We start from the raw sequence: 17,923 nt of genomic DNA, 5'->3' as shown, positions 1-17,923 counted from the left end.
TCTCCTCAAACTCGTGCCAGGAAGATCTGACGGTTCCATGCTAGACCAGGGCTAAGAGAGAACAAAGCGCACGCCACTGAGCGCTTACCGTGAGGCATGCCATACCCGTGCGCGGTACTCTGGCTGGCTACCTCCGGCCACCTAGGTGACGGCCGCCTTGCCACCCTTGGCCCCAAGCATCCAGCGCAGGACATCTTCTGCAATGATGCCCTCGCCACACGCCGGGCATTGCCATACCTGAACAGGACGCAGGCGACCGCTGATGCCCTGAGCGAGCGCATTGGAGAGAGTCAGGGTTAGAGGCTGCAGCGAAGCACGCTGACAACACGGGCAAATCATCCTGGGCGCTGTTGCCGTGATCATCTGTTTGCTGCCGGCGATGACCTGTGGCGAAGAACGAAAGCTTGCCTCCCTTGCGAGGTACGAGCCGTTGCCATCCGCATCTCCTTCTCCGCTGCCATCGATTGCGCCGCCCCGCTGCCGACGCGCGCCGGCGTCGAACCAGGGCCCAAAAACCGCAAGAGATTGACCACAAGGGTAGTCCGACTGGCCCCGCAAAACTGCAAACAATTGCATACGCCACCATGTGCGCTGCCAGCCCCTCCCCGACTTGACTTAATTCTGACTTAGAAAAATCTCAGTTGGATTGGGTGCAGTTTGCGCTATTTTCACAAACATCCTTGGCGCGCGCCAAGCGCCCTACCCGGCCCACCGGGGGGCCACAATCCCATTGGAAAGAGCAACGATGCGGTCCTTCAGTGCCAAACTCACCCTCAAGCTAGCCGCCACGCTTTGCCTTGTCGCCCTCCTACTCGGGAGTGCGTATGGGCTCCTTGGCCCGAATGGGGGCAACGAAGTGCCGCAGGCTGTGAGCGGCGGCCACCCCGATACCCTGCTTTCCTTCCTGTTGCATATCCTTGGCCCGATTGCTGCGATCCCCGCATTGATCGGCATGTGGTCACAGCGATTTCCGGCGCTGGGCGGCCTGGTCCTGGCCTGCCCGGCTATTGCGACGTTGCTGCTACACCGTTTCGTCATCGGATAATTAGTTAGGCGTCCAAAGGTAGCAATTTAGCGCCGGCCGCCCTCGTCAGCCTTTTCCCGTCCTTTTTGTCCGCAGGCGCCCGCCGCTGCCGTTTTGCAGCGGCCGCCTTTGCACAGGAACCAAACCCCGCGCCAGATACCAAATAGCGAATGCCGTTTCTGCGGCAACACCGGGAAAAACCATGAAGCAAACGTTGTGGGGACTGCTGGCGGGCTGCGCATTGCTGGCATTCCTTGGCGGATGCGCCAGCCAAGGCGCCGGCGGCCGGGAGTCAAGCATCACCGCCTACGGCACGGTTGATGTCGGCATCTCACGCACCAGCGAAAAATAAAGCGCGGCAACTACCTGCGCGGCCGCTAGATAACGAGCGCTAACAGGCAAAAAAAAGAACCCGCAGCGCGGGTTCTTAAATTAGCGATCTCAATTGCCCTGAAGGCATTCGTAATCTATCTGTCATTTCCCGTTCGTACTATCCGGGTAAACCGAACTCGACCATGCCGTCGCAGCCACCACGATAAAAAAAAGCCCGCACGAGGCGGGCTGAACAATCAGTTGAAGAAAACCCTGTATTCGAGGGCAAGCACAGTGTAAGAACTTGCGGCTCCCCGACTAATTAGGGGAATCCCTTTGCCATGGCGGGAAAGCGGCCAACTGCGGCGATCAAGTGCGTATCACAGCCCCCCGCAGCTCCCTTGCATAAAAAGGGTATTCGAAGTTAGAGGAAATACTCCAGCCGGCGCCCCGGCAAGCCATCAATATCCATTATGTTCCGGGCACGCAAATGCGACCTATTCGCGATCGAAGCCCACCTCCCGACCGTGCACGCGAGTACCTCCAGATAATCCGTACCCCACCAGCCAACTCGGGTGGACGTTGTTCAGGCCGCCTAGAGGGATGGCTCGCCTCCCTGCAGCAGATGCCCCCGCGCCTCTTCGAACATGGCATCAACGGCTGCGCGCGTGCGCACAGCGTGCATGCGGCGCGCATCCGACAGAACCCGCCGCCAGCCGCGGCCACCGTGGATACCACGATGCAGGCCCAGCATATGACGTGTCACCGCCCCCATATAACCGCCCTTCTCGACGACATCCCCGATATAACGCTGCATTGCCAGCTCAACGTCCCGCCGTGACGGCACCGGGGTCTGTGCACCGTAGAATCGCCCGTCCATTCCCGCAAGCACGTAGGGCTGATGATAAGCCTCGCGTCCAATCATGACGCCGTCCACATGCGCCAGGTGCTCGTCCATCTCATCGTGCGTGACGATGCCGCCATTGATCAGGATCTCGAGATGCGGAAACTCCTGCTTAAGCTGGTAAGCCACTTCGTAGCGCAGCGGCGGGATCTCGCGATTTTCCTTCGGGCTCAAGCCCTTCAGGATCGCATTGCGCGCATGCACGATAAAGGTTTCGCACCCCGCCTCGGCCACCGTGCCAACGAAGTCACGCACAAAGTCGTAATGTTCGATCGTGTCGATGCCGATACGATGCTTGACGGTCACGGGGATCGACACCGCGTCGCGCATCGCCTTCACGCAATCCGCCACCAATTCCGGCTCCGCCATCAGGCAAGCGCCGAACGCGCCACGCTGCACCCGCTCGGAAGGGCAGCCGCAATTGAGGTTGACCTCCACATAGCCCCACTGCTCGCCCAGTTTCGCCGCGGCCGCCAGGTCGGCGGGCTCGCTGCCCCCGAGCTGCAGGGCCACGGGTTGCTCGGAGGCATCAAAGGCGAGATGGCGAGCCACGTCGCCGTGGAGCAGCGCGCCAGTGGTCACCATCTCGGTGTACAGCCAGGTATGGCGACTCAGTTGCCGGTGAAACATGCGGCAATGACGATCAGTCCAATCCATCATCGGTGCAACCGAGATCCTTCGGCCCTTTGATTTCGCGGGGATTCCGCCTCCAGCTTTGGTTTGCGGGGAATTCTGAACGTGTGCCATTTCCTGCGGTTACCGCCTCTTTAGGCTCATTTTGGAGCTTGGGTGTTTCAATGTTGCACTGAGAAAAACCATGTTGCACCGGGGACTATGGGCCCCATTCTTCAGCGCGAACGCAAGGGCAAGAGTATAGGTCACGCCGCCGCGTGTCCGCCGGAAGCAACGCGGCAAATTCAGGCTCACCGAAATCAAGACATTCCTGAACGCATCGCACCTCAACAGACGTGCTTCATTTCCTTGACGTCTTCGCGCCCATGTTCACTACTTCGTCGTAGATCACCCGGCGCGGCAATCCATTTGGCCACCAACTCTGCCGAGACGCAGGAAGCCCCTCCGCGGATAGAGTCCCATCAAAGCGGGAATCTCCCTAACGCCACTTCCGCAGCTTAGAAGATACCGATACATGACCCTCACTTATCATACGCAGTAAGGAAATGTATCCCCCGTTGCGAGGTTGGACACCGCGATAGAAAGTAAGCTTTTCAACGGCGCAGCCGCCGGCTGCATGACCTTCAGCAACTATCCCCTTCGCAGGAGACGAAGATGCTCAGTCCTCATGAAATCGCCGCCTTGATGCTACTCGACAGTGCAGACGGGAATCTCGAACTGGACCCTGCCGACCTCGAAAGCCTCGTGCATCGGCAGCTCGTGCAACTGGAACGACCGACACACGACCGTAGCCAAGTTCGCCTCACCAATCACGGACGCAAATATCTGGCCACTGTAGCAAAGAGGCGCTGAACGGCTACCTATGTAGGCTTGCCATGCCTGGCTGCACACGCCCCAGCCCACCTGGCATCCCGCATTACCCGGTTCTGCCAGGCGCAATAGTCAGCTAACACCGCCGAACCCGTACCTTCCCCCGCTCGGGGATGTCTCCCGACCTCAGCGGGGTACTGGAATTGCTGGGATGCACCGCGATCAATGCCGGCGACATATTGACCCTCGTTGCCAGTCCTCAAGGGTGTAGGCGCTTTCACCCTGCCGCCTGCACCCCTTTTTCCAGTGGTTCAAGGACCAATGGACGACAGCGCCTCAGCACCAGCCTGCACCGGTTTGTTCAACGCGTTGCAGCCGCGCTCACGGCGCTTGGCCCGCGATGCGAGCGGCGTGCCAGCACTGATGGCACTCGGGAGATGCTAGTCGTCACAGTCAACGCTGATCTGATCAATCTCTCGTTTCGCAACTCGATATGCATCATCGATTGCGATCTCTTCCGAGGCTGCTGGCTCCTGAGTGTTTTGCCTGTGTCCGTGCCCACGGATGACATACGACCAGTCCCACCGGTTACTCGCGACCTTTCTCGTCTGGATGGAGATATCCCGGCCTCTGTACTTGAAGTCCATATATACCTCCCCGGATTTCGGAGGGCCGCAGCACGCTGTGTGGTTGACCCGGACGGCGATACGGTGCGCGAATCAGTGAGCGCCTGGGTTCGCCCGGCCTTCGTCTATCAGCTTTTCGGCATACTCGCGCGCATGCTGCCATGCCTCGCCTTCGGAGAAGTACTGTCCAGGCACGGGTTCGTGCTCGAAAATCTTGATCGATCTGCCGTCTGGCGCCTTTGCACAGATCGTCACCTCGCCATGCCAGGGCCCACCGGTTGGGGACGCCGCGCATGCCTCGTACCAGTGATCCTTGTAGTAGGTGAAGCCTTGGAGATCCATCGCTTTCTCCAGTTGTTCAAGGGAATCGTAGCACGCCCCAAGGGCAGCCATCCGGCGTGCATGGTTGCCGCCAGAAGGCGCCATTTGAAGTCGCGGCAAGCGCACCTGTGCAAAGTCCGGCTAAGGGCAGCCCCGCACGATTCTGAACGCCGGGGCCTGCCTGGCTAGTTCACTTGCCCGGCGTCGATGGTCCGCATGGCCGAGGCTTCGGCCAGGGCAATCGCGGCTTCCGCCGTGCCCGCCACGCCCGCCTCTTCCTCGAATGAAGGCTGTGGCGCTTCGCCGAAGGCGTCGGTGATAACGACCGTCGCCGTGTAGCCGCCCCCAGCCAACGCAATCGCGCGGGCCACCACGGCGTAGCCACCGTACTCGAATCGTCGTTCCATCTCGCGGCTCCTCTTTGCTGGGGATGAAGCCATCATAGATGGACACGTCGCTGCGTGGCCAGGATAACGAATCGAGCCCGCATGCGGCGTGGCGCGGGCCTGGCACCTCAGCCCGCCCTGAGCGCAGGCGGATATACGCACCAGCCCCCGTCGTCATGGCGGAAGAAGAACATCGACAACTGCCCCGACGGACGGGCCACGTCCACGCGGATGCAGCCACGGCGGCAAGCCCGGGAACTGCGCACCCGCGTGATCCGCGCGGGTGCCGCCAGGTTGGAACCGAGCCATTTGTCGATCAGCCCGCGCAGCGATATCTTGGCGGTTTGCATGTCAGTCTCCCTGGCTTGCCTTGTTGAAGCGTCCCTAGTTGCGCGCCGGTCGTTAAGCGGCACGGGCACCAAGGTGTGCGCCCTTGAATCCGGTTTCGAGAAACGTCCTGAGCAGGTTGGCGACGGCGTGGACAACCATGGAGGGTTGGTGCAGGCAGGCATCCACTTGCTCGCTGCGGCTTGCGCCAAGCAGGCACCAGGTGCAGAAGTGCTCGCAGTTGTTGGTCAGGAGCCGGTAGTCGTCTTCGCCGAGGCGGGAGCGGGCGCGCGCCACGGCTTCCAGGCCGACAAACCGGGCACAGGGATTGACCTTCACGCAGACGGGGTGGCCGGCCGCAAAGGCTTCCACCGAGGTTTCTTCGACCGGGCCACGGTGGAGCGAGCCGGCAAAACCGGCGTAATGAACCACCTTGCCTTGGCCGATATAGATGCCGTGATGCGCGTAGCCGCGACGTTCCGTGACCAGGTGCGCGCCCAGTGGCAGGTCGGCATCGATGGCCTGGTCTTGGCGTTGGTCTTGGTGGTTCATGGCGGCCTCTGATCTGTTTGCTTGCTGCAGGCAGTGCCTGCTGTTTGCCATACCATCCGCATCAACCGTGCCACCCGCCGTCACTCCAAGAAAATCAAGGGATTGGGCATTTTCAACCGGCCAGGCAGGGGAAAAGCGTCATCTGCCAGCCAACAGCGTCGTGCCAATAGTGTTGGCGCCATGCCATCGGATAGCTGTGGACGCGGTAGCGCTGGCCGCGCGCTACTGCTCGACTTCGAGCCGGGCGCTGCCGGGCGGCGAGCCGGGTCAAAGCGGTGGTATTCCCCCACCATGCCGGCGGAGGATGTTGGCGTTGCGCCAACGCTTACGGCCCTGCGGCGAAGTCCGAGGTCTGCCCGGGATCGCCAACACGGAAGGGAAACACAGCAAATTCAAGCACTTGCGCCGCTGCGCCGGCCCAGCCGCATCACTGGCATGCGCTTTGCTGTATAGACGCATGGCAAGAAGCCACGGACCGCAACTCAGTCCCTACCCATCCCACGCACCGGAGACCATCATGGCGGCGCTCACCATCACAGACCTCTACCTGGGTATTCGGCTGGATCCAGCCCTATTCCCCGCCCCGGCAGAGCGTTGGGCCCGTCGTCAACTTTTACGAGATCAACAACAGCTTCTATGCTGATCAGATGGTTAACCAGTTCCAGAACATCGACGTTCGCAATACGGCACCCGGCGCGAACATCAATGTCCAAGCGGGACAAGGGGCAAGGAACGACGGCCGGATGTAACCCGGTTCGCGTGCAGCCCGCACGGTCAGGCCATGCGCCGCCAGCCACGCCAATGCCGCCGAGGCGCCGGCGTGGCGTTGTGGCGTCCTGGCTCGCCCGCACACCGGAGATGATCGTGACCTGTGCATCGCAATTCCGCTGGACTTCAGCCGCTCGCACCGATGTCGGCCTGGTACGGGAGCGCAATGAGGATGCCTGTCTGGCCCAGCCGGAGCGAGGGCTTTGGGTGGTGGCGGATGGCATGGGCGGCCACGCGGTTGGCGACTATGCCAGCAATCTTGTCGTGGAGACGCTGTCCCGGCTGGCCCTGCCGCACAGCCTCGAAAGCTTGCTCGACGAGGCCCGCATCGCCTTGCAGGAAGTCAATCGCGAACTGCTGGAGGAGGCGGCGCGCCGGCAGGTCCGGCGCATTGGCAGCACGGTGGTGGTGTTGATGGCGTGCGAGCGCTTCTGCGGTTGCCTGTGGGCGGGCGACAGCCGCATCTACCTGTACCGGGACGCGCACTTGACCCAATTGACCCGGGACCACAGCCGCGTGGAGGAACTCAAGGCGCGCGGCCTGATCACCGCGGAAGAAGCCGTGCATCACCCTGCACACAACACCATCACCCGCGCGGTCGGCGCGAATACGGCGCTGGAACTGGACCAGGCCTGGGTGGAAGTCGCGGATGCCGACATCTTCCTGCTCTGCAGCGATGGCTTGAGCAATGAGTTGCGCGATCCGGAGATCGCCAGCGTACTGGCGTGCGCCGCTCGCGCAGCGGCGGCAGCGTGACGTGGATCACGCTGAGCCGGTAGAACAGGTCTTCGCGAAACTTGCCCTCCTCGCTCAGGCGCCGCAGGTCCCGGTTGGTGGCCGCGACGATGCGCGTGTCGACCGTAATGGTCTCGTCAGAGCCGACCCGCTGGATCTCGTGCGACTCCAGCACGCGCAGCAGCTTGACCTGCCCGGTGAGCGGCAGTTCGCCAATTTCATCGAGGAAGATGGTGCCGGTGTGCGCACTCTCGAACTTGCCGCGGCGATCGTTGGCAGCGCCCGTGAAGGCGCCCTTCTTGTGGCCGAACAGCTCCGACTCCAGCAGGTTCTCGGGAATCGCCCCGCAGTTCACCGAGATATAGGGCTTGTCCGTCCGCGAGCCGTTGGCATGGATCACCTTGGCCATCAACTCCTTGCCGGTACCGCTCTCGCCATCGATCAGCACCGGCAGATCGGTCGGCGCAGCCTTCTCGGCAATCTCCAGCGCCTCCAGCAGCTTCGGGTTATCGCCGAAGGTACCCTCGAAAACAAAGCTTCGCTCCAGCAGGGCCTGACGGCGCTCGCGCGGCGCCAGGTCGGCCGGCACCGGCTCTGCCACCGCCGCCTGCACAAAACGCTCCTTGTGCGATAGCTGCATCACCTCGTCGCGCAGCGTGGTGGCCTGCTTGAGCAGCTTCTCGATCTCCGTGCGCTCGAGCTTGGAGGCCCAGCGCAATGTGGAACGCAAGATCTCGATCTTCTCGATCAGCCCGGCATAGGAGATGGCGGACCCGACGGAGCCCCCCTGGTTGAACAGCTTCATGTCGCGCTCCCCCATGCGTGCCGATACCGCAGATATGCCAGATGCGCCATTGCTGCCCAGCGGCGCCCGGGCTGTGCGAAGCCCTTCACTCCGAGCTCAGCTGCTTCTGCACCAGCTGGTAGTACATGCCCTTGCGCTCCAGCAGTTCCTCATGCCGCCCCTGCTCGACGATGGCCCCTTCGTACAGCACCAGGATCTTGTCCGCGCGCATGATGGTGCTCAGGCGGTGCGCGATGATCACGGCCGTGCGGCCCTGCAGGATCTCCTGCATATTGCCAAGGATGTTGCTCTCCGATTGCGTGTCCAGCGCCGAGGTCGCCTCGTCGAAGACCAGCAGGCGCGGATCGTGATACAGCGCGCGGGCAATGCACAGGCGCTGGATCTGCCCGCCGGACAAACCCACGCCGCGCTCGCCCACTACCTGCTCGTAACCCAGCGGCAGCTTGCTGATGAATGCGTGGGCGTCGGCCATCTTGGCGACTTCCTCGATATGCCGGCGATCCGGGCACCCCACCAGCATCTTGGCCAGCGTGGTCTTGCCCGACCCGCTGCGCCCCACGATGGCCAGCAACTCTCCGGGCTTGATGCCAAAGCTGACGTTCTCCAGCACGTAAGGCGTCTCGGCGCCGCCGTAGCGGAAATAGACGCCTTCCAGGCTGATCTCGCCCTGCAGGTCCGGCAGCATCACGCGCGATGCCAATTCCTCAGGCTTCTGCTCCGGATCGAGGTCCAGCACGTCGCCCAGGCGCTCCATTGCCACGCCTGCGTCGTTGAGCTGGCCCCACAACGCCACCAGCCCCATCAACGGCGCCAGCACGCTGCCCATGAACGCATTGAAGGCAATCAGCTGGCCGACGGTCAGCTCGCGCTGCAGCACCAGGTTGGCGCCCACCCACAGCACCGCGATGGTGGTAGCGGCATTGAGCAGCTGGCTGGCCAGCCCCACCAGGATGTGGAACGCCTGCGCCCGGTACTGGACCTCCAGCGCCTTGGCGTACTTCTTCTCCCACTTCAGGCGCACCGGGCGCTCGATGCCCATGCCCTTGACAGTTTCCACGCCGCCCAGCGTCTCCATCAGGTAAGACCGCGCATCGGTCGAGGTGGTGAACACCTCGCGCGCGAAGGCCTTCACCTTTGGTGTGGCCACGACCGTCAGGATCGCAATCGGGACCACGAAGGCAATCAGTACCAGCGTCATCTTGACGTTGTAGAGGAACATGATGGTGAAGTAGATAAACACCATCAGCAGGTTGAGCGCCGTCGTCACCGTCGACTCGGTCAGGAAGGCACGGATGGTCTGGTTCTCCTGGAAGCGGGCAAAGATGTCGCCGGTCTTGCGCTTGGCGAAGAAGGCAAACGGCAGCGACAAGGTGTGCTTGAAGAAATGCGACATCATGGCGAAGTCCATATTGCGCACCATGAAGTTGGCAAGATACGCTCGTACCGAACTCATCAGTTGCGAGAACACGCTGGACACGATCAGCCCGAGTATCAGCAGGTTCAGCAGGCCCATGTTCTGGTGCACCACCACGCCATCCAGGATGTTCTGGATGATCAGGGGCGGCACCACGCCCAGCACCTGGATCACGAAGGTCGCCATGAACAGGTGCGCAAGGATCCGTTTGTACGGCGCCAGGTAGCCGATGAAACGCAGCCAGGGCGAGCGCGCCACTGCCAGTTGCGCCATGCTCTCGCCAGAGGTGAAGAGCAGGCAGGTGCCGCTCCACCCGCGCTCGAACTCCTCCACGCCCATCTTGCGAAAGCCGAGGGCCGGGTCGGCCACCCACACCCAGCGCTTCGATACGCCGTAGACCACCACGTAGTGGTAGCCCTCCCAGTGCACGATGAACGGCAGCTCGAAACCCAGCAGGGAATCATGCGTGCACTGCACGCCGCGCGTGGTGAAGCCGAGCGACTCGCCGGCGCGGGCCAGGCTGTCCAGCGTGGCGCCCTGCGTGGTCACATTGGCCAGCTCGCGCAGCTTGCCGAGCGTCATGGGAATGCCGTGATGGCGGCAGATCATGGCCAGGCAGGCCGCGCCGCAATCCATCTCCTCGGCCTGCTCCACCAGGGCAAAGCGGCGGATCACGCGCTCGCCAAACTCTGGCTTCGAGCGCAGGTCGAGCATCACCGGATGCTTGCGCCGCTCGGCCATCTTCTTTTGCCGGTGCAGCTCCCGGTCGATAAAGCGGATGCGCTCTTCCAGCACCTCGCGCAGCTTGGGATTGCGCTCCAGGATCAGTTGCACGGTCTTTTCCGGAATCACCAGCAGCCGCGCATCCGTGCCGGCGATGGCCGATGCGATCTGCTCCTGTCGCATCACGCAGGCGCGCTCGCCAAAAATGTCACCCTGGCGCAAGGTCGCCAACGGATACTCGATGCCCTCCTCGGTCCGCACGATGCGGATTTCCCCCTGGCGCACCACATACAGGCGGCGGTCTTCCCTTGCATCCTGCTTCAGGATCTCCTTGCCGGCCGACACGCGCTTCACGCCCACGCTGCGCACCGCCTCCTCCAGCTCGCCCTTGTCGAGCTTGCCGCGCAGGTCAAACAGGCGGGCGACAAAACCGCCTGCCGAACTGATTGCCACATAGCTGGCGACGAAAGCCATCGCCGCCGGATTCTGCGCGATCATGGGCTCGGTCACGTTGCGCGGAATATAGAGCAGCTCGGTTTTGGCGGAGGAACGCACCGAGGATTCGTGCCGGTATTCGCGCAGCATGGCGATGTCGGCGAACACCTCGCGGGCCTTGCGCACGCCCAGGCTGACTTCCTTGCCATTGTCTTCGTTGAAGATCCGCACGGACCCCGACTTGATGATGAAGAGCCCGTCGGCCGGCTCGCCCGCATTGCAGATGGTCTCGCCAAAGCCGTACGAAAGCGATTGCGCATGCTCCGCCAGCCGCTCCATTTCCTCGCGCGAGAACGGCGAGAGTATTTCCACGCCAGCCAGGAAGTCGGCAAGCGGATGCAGTTCGGGGCTGGCTTCCATATGCGTCTGGGCCCTTGCGCCTAGCGCGCTTCGATGACGTGTTCCTGCGCCCTGGCCATCAGCCAGTCCTCACGCAGGAGACGGCGCACCTCCGCCGCGACTTCGGCATCGAGCGTGGCGGGATGCTTGGCGCTCACCATGAAGATCTCGAAGAAGGCGCGGTCCTGGGACGGGAACGGACCGAGCAGGTCGCCGGCGGCGGCATTGAACACCTTGGCTTCGATATCCGTCTTGAGCGAGCCGCGCAAGACCTTGCCGATCGCGCCGCCCAGCTCTTTCGTGTCCGCGACGGAGTGCTCGCGCGCCATTTCGGCGAAGCTGTCGGGATCGTCCCGCAGGTAGGAGATCAACTCCTTTGCCTTGCCCTCAGCGTCCACCACGATATGGCTCACCTCGATGCTGTCGAACTTGGGCGAGTGCAGCTTGAAGTAGCCTTCGACGGCCTTGTCGCTGGCCACCTCGGCAAGCATCTTCTCCTGGTAGAGGCTATCGGTCACGAACGCCTCGAACTCGTCCAGGCTCACACCGAGCACGTCGAGGTAATGGTTCATCTCCGTCGCGCGGTGCAAGCCCTGCACGCGCCGGAACTGATCGGCGCGCTCCTGGATCTCCTCCGGCGACACGGTGATGCCTTGCTTCTTCGCCGCGTGCACCGTGAGCTTGTCCCTGACGATCTGCTCGATCAACCCTTCGAACTGGCCCGTGAGCTTCAGGACCCGGATAAACTCCTCGACCCCGATGACTTCATCGTCGACCCGCACAATCGCTGTCATCTCGTCAGCTCCTTGATGGTTTCCCATTCGCCAAAACCGCCCGCACGCAGGTGCGGGCCGCCGATGTGCATCCAACCACGTTCCAGGCGTTGCCGCTATCCGCTGGCTTCAGCCCGCCACCTGCCGGAACGGATCCAGCCCCAGGTCGATCAGGCGCCGCTCGCGCACCACGATCTCCGCCGTAGCGGTCATGCCGTAGCGCAACGGGTACTTGTTGTCCGCCACCGTGTAATAGTCTTGCGCCAGCCGGACGCGCCCCTCGTACACCGGTTGCTTGTTCGGCCCTGCCAGCTTGGTCGCCGGAGAGATGTACTCGAGCGTGCCGGCGATCAGGCCGTAGCGCTGGTAGGGAAAGGCGTTGAATTTCAGCTTAACGGGCAGGCCTTCGCGCAGGAAGGCGCGGTCACGCTCGGCGATTTCGATCTTGAGCACGGGGCGTGCGTTCTTGGGTGCGATGCCGCCCAATGGTGCGTTGGCCAAGACCTTGTCGCCCCGCTGCGTGGAGCTGACATCGGTGATCACGCCGGCCACGGGAGCCAGGATCAGCAGGAAGTTGTCCTTGTCGATATTCTCGAAGCGAATGCGCGCCGCCGCCTCGGCAACCAACCGCGCGGTCTGCACCTGCAGGCGCAGCTTGTCTTCCGTATTGGCGATCTCACGCAGCGCGGCGTCGTACTGGATACGCAGGTTGGTCAGTTCCTGGCTGCTGCCTTCCAGTTGCACGGTGGCCTGGTTGAATTCCTGGCTCAGCTTGGAATCCAGCTCGGCCAGCCGCGACTGGGCAATCTGCAGCGCGTTCTCCGCTTCGACAGCCGCAATCCGCTTGCTCTCCACCTGCGACTGCGAGACCCCCCCGCCACCCGGCAGCGCAAACAAGCGGGCATAGCGGTCCTGCTCCTGGCGCGCGAATTCACGCGCGCGCCGCGCGCTGTCCAGGTTGCTGCGCGCCTGCTGCAGCTGTGCCCGCTGCTGTTCCGCGAGCCGGGTGGTACCCTCGGCCGTACGATTCTCGTGCAGGCGTTCAGCCACATCGATCTGCTGCTTCAACGCCGCCGCCTTGCGCTCCATCAACAGCTTCTTGTCCGGAAACTGCTTCCACTCGCGCTCGGAATCCTGCAGCTTGAGTTGCGCCTCCAGCGCATTGGTGGCCGCCTCGATCGCGCCACGCGCATTCAGCCGCGCCAGTACGTCGTCCTTGTTCACCGGCTGGCCCTCGGCCACGTAGAGATCCGCCAGTTCCCCGTCGACCGGCGCATAGAACCGCCGCACTTCCGACTCCGGCGCGAGGGTGCCGTCCGCGGACACGATCACGTCCGCATGGCCCACGAATGACCAGGCTAGCGCGCAGACGACCAGCGACACCATGACCAGCACGGATATCTGCATCAGCTTCCAGGGCTCCGCGCTGAGAATGGCAATGCCCTCGGCGCTGTGATCCTCGAGCGCTTCGGACAGCGGCTTAAGGCGATTGTCTCGGCTATCGTCCTTCATCACCCTCTCCTCCAATCAACGCCAGCTTGGACTTGAGCAGCGCCGGGCTCAGCACCATGCGCAGTTCCTGCAGGGAACGCCGCTGCAGTTCCGTCTCCGAATCGATATCCTCCTGGACCTGGCTCCATTGCGCCGTATCGCCAACCTTCAATTGCGCGTAGATGCGCATGCCCTGGCGCGCCTGCGCGCTGGCATTGGACAGCAGGCGTGCCTGCGTACGGAACTTCGCGGAGATGTCGGACTCCAGCCGCTGCTCGCCGCCGATGGCGCCGTCGCGGCGATACTGGCGCCACGAGGCTAGCGCGGCGTTCATCAGTTCCTGCGCGCGCCGGATCGCCGCATCGTGTATTGCCGCCACATCAGGCTCGACCGCCTTGAGGAAATACGTATCCTCGGCGGGATCGAGCATGGCGTAGAAAGACAGCAATACTTCCTCGTAACCCTTGGCGCCGCGCGCTTTCGGCAAGCCGGCGAACTGCTCGGCGACGGCCTCTTTGCGCGTGAGGTCCTTGGCGGCAGCCTCTGCCCACGGTCCTGTCCTGATCGCTTGCAGCCCCGCGAACGCCTTGGCGCTATCGCCCGCGCGCCAGGCCTTGTCCACCTCGGCATACTGCCGCACCAGCGCCGGCGTCGGCAGGCGGCTGCCCGCCATTTCTCGGAAACGCGCCTGGAAGGGGGGCGTGGAAAAGCTGGCCTTGGCCATCTGCGCCATCAGAGGGCCCAGCGTGGCAGCGCGCAGCGCGCTGTCCAGCGCAACGTACTGCCGCAGGTCGTCCTTGATGCGATCCAGGCCAGCGAGCCTTGGATACTTCTCCGCGTAGTCCGCCAGCACCACCTGCAGCGCCTCCGGATGATCGCTCGCCAGTCCGGTGGCCAACGATGCATTCAGACGGTCGATGGCGGCCAGATAAACCGAGTCGTCGCTCTGCAGCTTGCGCACATAGCTGAGCGCATCGGCGTACGGCTCCCTGAATTGCGGCAAGTAGGCGGCGATGCGGTCCAGCCCGCGCTGGTGGGCGGGGGTGTCGTCATTCCAGTGCTTGAGCAACGCACGGATGCTGGCCTCATCGGTGTAAATGCGGATCGGCGCGTCGACCCCGCCCCGGCCAGCCACGAAGCGGTTCAGCCGTCCGATCCAGTCGAGCTCACCCAACAGGCCGCGCGCGTCGGCATTGTGCACGCCGAGCGCCTTCATGCGGGCCAGCGCCGCCTCGGCACCATTGAAGTCACGCGACTGCAGCTTGCCGATCCATCCCGGTACCTGGTCGCGTAGCAGCGCCTCGGTGCCCATGGCCCTGAACTGCGCATTCTCCGGGTGCCGCTCCAGATACACATCGGCCACGGCTGCGGCGCGGGCATAGTTGCCGCCGGCCATCAACGACTCCATCTCGCGCTCGGACGCGCCGCGCAAGTACAGGAAGAGCAGGAGCGTCACAACCGCCACGGCAACGGCACCGCCCCAGCGCGCGGCTCGCTTCAGGCTGGCACGCTCCGAAGCGCCAAAGCTGCTGCCTAGCCTGCCCATGACGAGCGCGAACTTGCCTTGCGCGCGTGGCTTGTCCGTCCCGCCGCCTTCGCCTTCCGGCTGGGGCAGCGCCTCCTGATTGACTTCATCTTCCTGCTGCGCAACATAGTCGACGCAGAAAATATCCAGGAAGGAGCCGGCAGCGGCGACGAATGTGGTCTTGTCAGGATCGTGTGCCGGGGCGGCGGGTTCTGGCGCTGCGGTGGGTGTAGGAGCCGGTGCCGGAGCTCCCGCGCTGCGAGCGGGTACTGCGGCGACTTCGGGCGGCGGCAGGATCGAACTGGTGATGGTTGCATCGGTGGCAGCTTCGCTGCGCATGCCGACCCGATAGACAAAGTGATTGCCGCCAAACGCGAGGAGGTCCCTCTCGCCGAGCGCGACCGCGTGCTCATCCACCCGCATGCCGTTGACAAAGGTACCGTTGGTGCTGCCAAGGTCCTCGACAAAAGGCTCGTTCCCCTTCAGGAAGATGTGCGCGTGACGGCGTGAAACATAGTTGACCTGGTGCGGATACACCTCCTTGTAGCGGGAGAACGTCTCGTCCGCCTTGCTGATCAGGAAGGGAAATCCGGCCACCTCGATCGGCTGCAGGCCAAGATCGTCGCGCTCGGGCACGAGCGTCAGCACCATTGGCATCTGGCTTGGCGCCTGGAACGGCGCGTGCGAACGCAGCCGCACCCGGTAGGACAGCGCAGCGCCAAAGCGCAGTTCATCGCCGTCGCGCAGCCTGGCCGCCTGCTGTGCCACGGGCGCGCCATTGACGGTGGTGCCGTTCTTGCTGCCCAGATCCGCGACATAGACCGCGCCATGCTCGGAAAAGATGCGTGCGTGACGGCGCGAGAGCACCGCGGCTACGTCGGGCGGGTAGGCAGCGAAAGGCGCTTCCGCGCGGCCCACGGCGAACAGGCTCTCGTCGAGACGGATCTCGCCGAGCTCAGGGTGGGAGATGGGTTCAAGCACGATATCGAACGCCTGCCCCACCTTTGCCCGCATCTCGACAATCAGAGCTTCGTCTGGAGCCATGTTTCGATACCACCAACAGCGAGTGCCACGGCGCACGCGCCAGTGGCAAGCCATGTTTCATGGCGACGGTGCGAGCCGATGCGGCGCGCTCCATCGTGAACGTGTTGACTAAGGACATAGTAGGCCACGCTTGCCGGTAGTCAAACGTGCGCCGGCGGCGTATTTCGCACCTTGCGGGGCTTGCCCGGCCTCTCGTGCGCAACGGGTTGCAGCCCCCTACTTCGAGACCTTCTGGGACGTCTCTTTTGCCACGTTGCTCACATCGGTGCTAGGCCACCCGCCACCGAGTGCCTTGTAGAGGGTGACAGTGTCGGCCAGGATCTGTTGGTGGTTGGCCAACAATTCCTGTTGCGCGCTCAGCAGCGATCGCTCGGTCTCGAATACGTCAAGCTGCGACACCACGCCTTCCTTCAGCTGCGCCTCGATCTGCGCCGACACCACGCGCAATTGCGCTACCTGCTGCTGCAGTTCCACGCGCTGCTTCTTGTGCGCGTCGACATTGACCAGCGCGTTCTCCACTTCCTCGAATGCCGTAATCCAGGTCACTCAGCGCAAAACTCGCGGTGCCGCCATGGGCGGTCAGGCTGACGCTGGGCAGCTGCGCCAGGCGCGCCTGTCCCACCAGGTTGACGGACTCGAGCACGCGATACTCCGCCGCGACGATGTCCGGGCGCCGCGAGAGCAACTGCGACGGCAGGCCCGCCGGCACCGCTGGCAGCTGCACCCGCTCCTGCAATCGCCCGGCCGGCACCTTGAACACACCTGCCGGCACGCCCACCAGCGTGGCCAGCGCGTTCTCGGAAATGTCGCGCGAGCGGCGCAACTCCAGCAGGTCCTTGGTGAGCCGGTTAATCTCGGCCTGCTGCTGCATCACGCGGATCTTCGGGATCAGGCCGTTCTGGAACATCGCCTGGTAGGTGGTGAGGATCTGCTTGTTCCTCGCCAGCGTCTTGCTCTGCTGATCGATCTGTTCGTCGAACTGCAGGATCTGGAAGTAGGTGGTGGACACGTTGGAGACCAAGGTGAGGTAGCCGGCACGCCAATCCGCCTCGGTCGCATTGAATTCGGCGGTCTGGGCCTGCACGCCCTTCTCCACCTTGCCCCAGATATCGATATCCCAGTTGACCTGGGTGCCGAGGTTATAGGTCTTGATGGCCGACGTGCCTGTGCTCTTCTCGAAGCTTGCGCCGGCGCCCACGTCGAAGACCGGCAGCGCGCCGGCCTTGGCCTCGGCAATCTGCGCGCCCGCCACCTTGATGCGTGCAGCCAGCACCTTGATGTCGTAGTTCCCCGCAATAGCCTTGTCGACCAGTCCGTCGAGATACGGGTCCCGGAACGCCTGCCACCAGTTTGGCACGATCGTCTCCGCCGGCGAAACCGTGATCGATCCCTGGCGCGCCCAGTCCGGCTTGGCCGGCGTTTCGGGCCGCTGGTACACGGGCGCACGAAAGTCGGCACAACCGGCCAGCACCAGCAGACAAGTGCCTGCCATCAGGCATCGCCGCAAAGCGGCACGCTTGCCGCGCACGACGAACGGGGTGGAATGGTCTGGCACGATCGCCTCCTGCGAGCGTCGGTGAGCTGAAGAGGCACCGGCGGGCAACGGCCCCCGTTGGCCACATCGCCGGCGCCAACCGCGCCGGGTCAGTCACGGCCCGGATGCAAAGGGGCCGTGCCATCAACACGCCATGCATGCATTGTGTATCCGCTAGCGGCGCGATCCAACCTGTAAATAGAGGCCCTGCGGCAAGAAAAGGGCCGCCCTGCCCGGCACGCCGGGAGGGCGGCGGTGGCTTCAACGATAAATGTTGTTCTGGGCGTTCTGCGTTGAGCTCACATGGGACTTGATGTCGTCGGCAAAGGCCGTGTTGTTGCCGTTCATGTTGACGACATTCTGGGTCTGGCCGATCAGTTGC

14 protein-coding genes and 2 pseudogenes are annotated in these 17,923 nt (G+C 63.3%); 4 read left to right on the top strand and 12 right to left on the bottom strand.

The window, feature by feature from the left end:
* Positions 1–141 precede the first annotated feature (141 nt).
* Positions 142–576: a hypothetical protein gene (locus OR16_RS43800; RefSeq protein ID WP_141639954.1), complete on the bottom strand. Its 435-nt coding sequence runs from the start codon at positions 574–576 to the stop codon at positions 142–144.
* 280 nt (positions 577–856) lie between these two features.
* On the opposite strand from OR16_RS43800, the gene OR16_RS43795 reads away from it, so the two are divergent.
* Complete coding sequence (locus tag OR16_RS43795; RefSeq protein WP_141639953.1) at positions 857–1,045, top strand: hypothetical protein; 189 nt, start codon at positions 857–859, stop codon at positions 1,043–1,045.
* A 181-nt stretch (positions 1,046–1,226) separates the two neighbouring features.
* Positions 1,227–1,376, top strand: coding sequence for a hypothetical protein (locus OR16_RS44685; protein WP_192816474.1), 150 nt, complete (start codon positions 1,227–1,229; stop codon positions 1,374–1,376).
* A 555-nt stretch (positions 1,377–1,931) separates the two neighbouring features.
* Here OR16_RS44685 and dusA read toward each other — a convergent pair.
* Entirely contained in the window at positions 1,932–2,987 is a 1,056-nt protein-coding gene (gene dusA / locus OR16_RS33445; RefSeq protein WP_081488951.1) for a tRNA dihydrouridine(20/20a) synthase DusA, read from the bottom strand.
* A gap of 540 nt (positions 2,988–3,527) precedes the next feature.
* On the opposite strand from dusA, the gene OR16_RS42105 reads away from it, so the two are divergent.
* Positions 3,528–3,725: a hypothetical protein gene (locus OR16_RS42105; protein ID WP_081488950.1), complete on the top strand. Its 198-nt coding sequence runs from the start codon at positions 3,528–3,530 to the stop codon at positions 3,723–3,725.
* A gap of 677 nt (positions 3,726–4,402) precedes the next feature.
* Here OR16_RS42105 and OR16_RS33435 read toward each other — a convergent pair.
* The 4 genes from OR16_RS33435 to OR16_RS33420 all read right to left on the bottom strand — a co-directional run bounded on the left by OR16_RS33435 (position 4,403) and on the right by OR16_RS33420 (position 5,895).
* The gene (locus OR16_RS33435; RefSeq protein WP_006163238.1) at positions 4,403–4,651 is read right to left on the bottom strand and encodes a hypothetical protein; all 249 of its coding nucleotides are present in this window, start codon (positions 4,649–4,651) and stop codon (positions 4,403–4,405) included.
* Positions 4,652–4,815: 164 nt separating this feature from the next.
* Positions 4,816–5,037 carry a hypothetical protein gene (locus OR16_RS33430; protein ID WP_006163237.1) on the bottom strand — a complete coding sequence of 74 codons (222 nt, stop codon included), beginning with the start codon at positions 5,035–5,037 and terminating at the stop codon, positions 4,816–4,818.
* A 107-nt stretch (positions 5,038–5,144) separates the two neighbouring features.
* Positions 5,145–5,366, bottom strand: a complete 222-nt coding sequence (locus OR16_RS33425; RefSeq protein WP_006163236.1) for a hypothetical protein — start codon at positions 5,364–5,366, stop codon at positions 5,145–5,147.
* A 52-nt stretch (positions 5,367–5,418) separates the two neighbouring features.
* Positions 5,419–5,895, bottom strand: coding sequence for a lecithin retinol acyltransferase family protein (locus tag OR16_RS33420; protein WP_006163235.1), 477 nt, complete (start codon positions 5,893–5,895; stop codon positions 5,419–5,421).
* An 864-nt stretch (positions 5,896–6,759) separates the two neighbouring features.
* Between OR16_RS33420 and OR16_RS42095 the strand changes: the two genes are divergently transcribed.
* The gene (locus OR16_RS42095) at positions 6,760–7,419 is read left to right on the top strand and encodes a PP2C family protein-serine/threonine phosphatase (protein WP_081488952.1); all 660 of its coding nucleotides are present in this window, start codon (positions 6,760–6,762) and stop codon (positions 7,417–7,419) included.
* Here the strand turns inward: OR16_RS42095 and OR16_RS47505 are convergent.
* The 6 genes and pseudogenes from OR16_RS47505 to OR16_RS33385 all read right to left on the bottom strand — a co-directional run.
* A pseudogene (locus OR16_RS47505) lies at positions 7,382–8,203 on the bottom strand (sigma 54-interacting transcriptional regulator); the annotation flags it as partial. The gene OR16_RS42095 and the pseudogene OR16_RS47505 sit on opposite strands and share 38 nt — an antisense overlap.
* A gap of 85 nt (positions 8,204–8,288) precedes the next feature.
* Positions 8,289–11,195: a peptidase domain-containing ABC transporter gene (locus OR16_RS33405; protein ID WP_006163232.1), complete on the bottom strand. Its 2,907-nt coding sequence runs from the start codon at positions 11,193–11,195 to the stop codon at positions 8,289–8,291.
* A 20-nt stretch (positions 11,196–11,215) separates the two neighbouring features.
* Positions 11,216–11,968, bottom strand: a complete 753-nt coding sequence (locus tag OR16_RS33400) for a peptidylprolyl isomerase (RefSeq protein ID WP_006163231.1) — start codon at positions 11,966–11,968, stop codon at positions 11,216–11,218.
* Positions 11,969–12,076: 108 nt separating this feature from the next.
* Positions 12,077–13,459: an HlyD family efflux transporter periplasmic adaptor subunit gene (locus tag OR16_RS33395; protein ID WP_006163230.1), complete on the bottom strand. Its 1,383-nt coding sequence runs from the start codon at positions 13,457–13,459 to the stop codon at positions 12,077–12,079.
* Complete coding sequence (locus OR16_RS33390) at positions 13,446–16,007, bottom strand: FHA domain-containing protein (RefSeq protein ID WP_043422123.1); 2,562 nt, start codon at positions 16,005–16,007, stop codon at positions 13,446–13,448. The genes OR16_RS33395 and OR16_RS33390 overlap by 14 nt, the downstream gene beginning before the upstream one ends.
* A gap of 216 nt (positions 16,008–16,223) precedes the next feature.
* Positions 16,224–17,499 (bottom strand): annotated as a pseudogene (locus OR16_RS33385) (efflux transporter outer membrane subunit).
* Between the last annotated feature and the right edge of the window lie 424 nt (positions 17,500–17,923).

This window comes from Cupriavidus basilensis OR16 (assembly GCF_000243095.1).
Taxonomy (GTDB): Bacteria; Pseudomonadota; Gammaproteobacteria; order Burkholderiales; family Burkholderiaceae; genus Cupriavidus; species Cupriavidus basilensis_D.
The sequence above is the reverse complement of the archived record's forward strand: the minus strand, read 5'-3'. Positions and strand labels throughout refer to the sequence as shown.

Excerpts from the sequence above, each read along its gene's own strand:
- OR16_RS43800 (WP_141639954.1), bottom strand. The coding sequence starts at position 576 with ATGCAATTGTTTGCAGTTTTGCGGGGCCAGTCGGACTACCCTTGTGGT.
- OR16_RS44685 (WP_192816474.1), top strand. The coding sequence starts at position 1,227 with ATGAAGCAAACGTTGTGGGGACTGCTGGCGGGCTGCGCATTGCTGGCA.
- dusA (WP_081488951.1), bottom strand. The coding sequence starts at position 2,987 with ATGGCACACGTTCAGAATTCCCCGCAAACCAAAGCTGGAGGCGGAATC.
- OR16_RS42105 (WP_081488950.1), top strand. The coding sequence starts at position 3,528 with ATGCTCAGTCCTCATGAAATCGCCGCCTTGATGCTACTCGACAGTGCA.
- OR16_RS33435 (WP_006163238.1), bottom strand. The coding sequence starts at position 4,651 with ATGGATCTCCAAGGCTTCACCTACTACAAGGATCACTGGTACGAGGCA.
- OR16_RS33430 (WP_006163237.1), bottom strand. The coding sequence starts at position 5,037 with ATGGAACGACGATTCGAGTACGGTGGCTACGCCGTGGTGGCCCGCGCG.
- OR16_RS33425 (WP_006163236.1), bottom strand. The coding sequence starts at position 5,366 with ATGCAAACCGCCAAGATATCGCTGCGCGGGCTGATCGACAAATGGCTC.
- OR16_RS33420 (WP_006163235.1), bottom strand. The coding sequence starts at position 5,895 with ATGAACCACCAAGACCAACGCCAAGACCAGGCCATCGATGCCGACCTG.
- OR16_RS33405 (WP_006163232.1), bottom strand. The coding sequence starts at position 11,195 with ATGGAAGCCAGCCCCGAACTGCATCCGCTTGCCGACTTCCTGGCTGGC.
- OR16_RS33400 (WP_006163231.1), bottom strand. The coding sequence starts at position 11,968 with ATGACAGCGATTGTGCGGGTCGACGATGAAGTCATCGGGGTCGAGGAG.
- OR16_RS33395 (WP_006163230.1), bottom strand. The coding sequence starts at position 13,459 with ATGAAGGACGATAGCCGAGACAATCGCCTTAAGCCGCTGTCCGAAGCG.
- OR16_RS33390 (WP_043422123.1), bottom strand. The coding sequence starts at position 16,007 with ATGGCTCCAGACGAAGCTCTGATTGTCGAGATGCGGGCAAAGGTGGGG.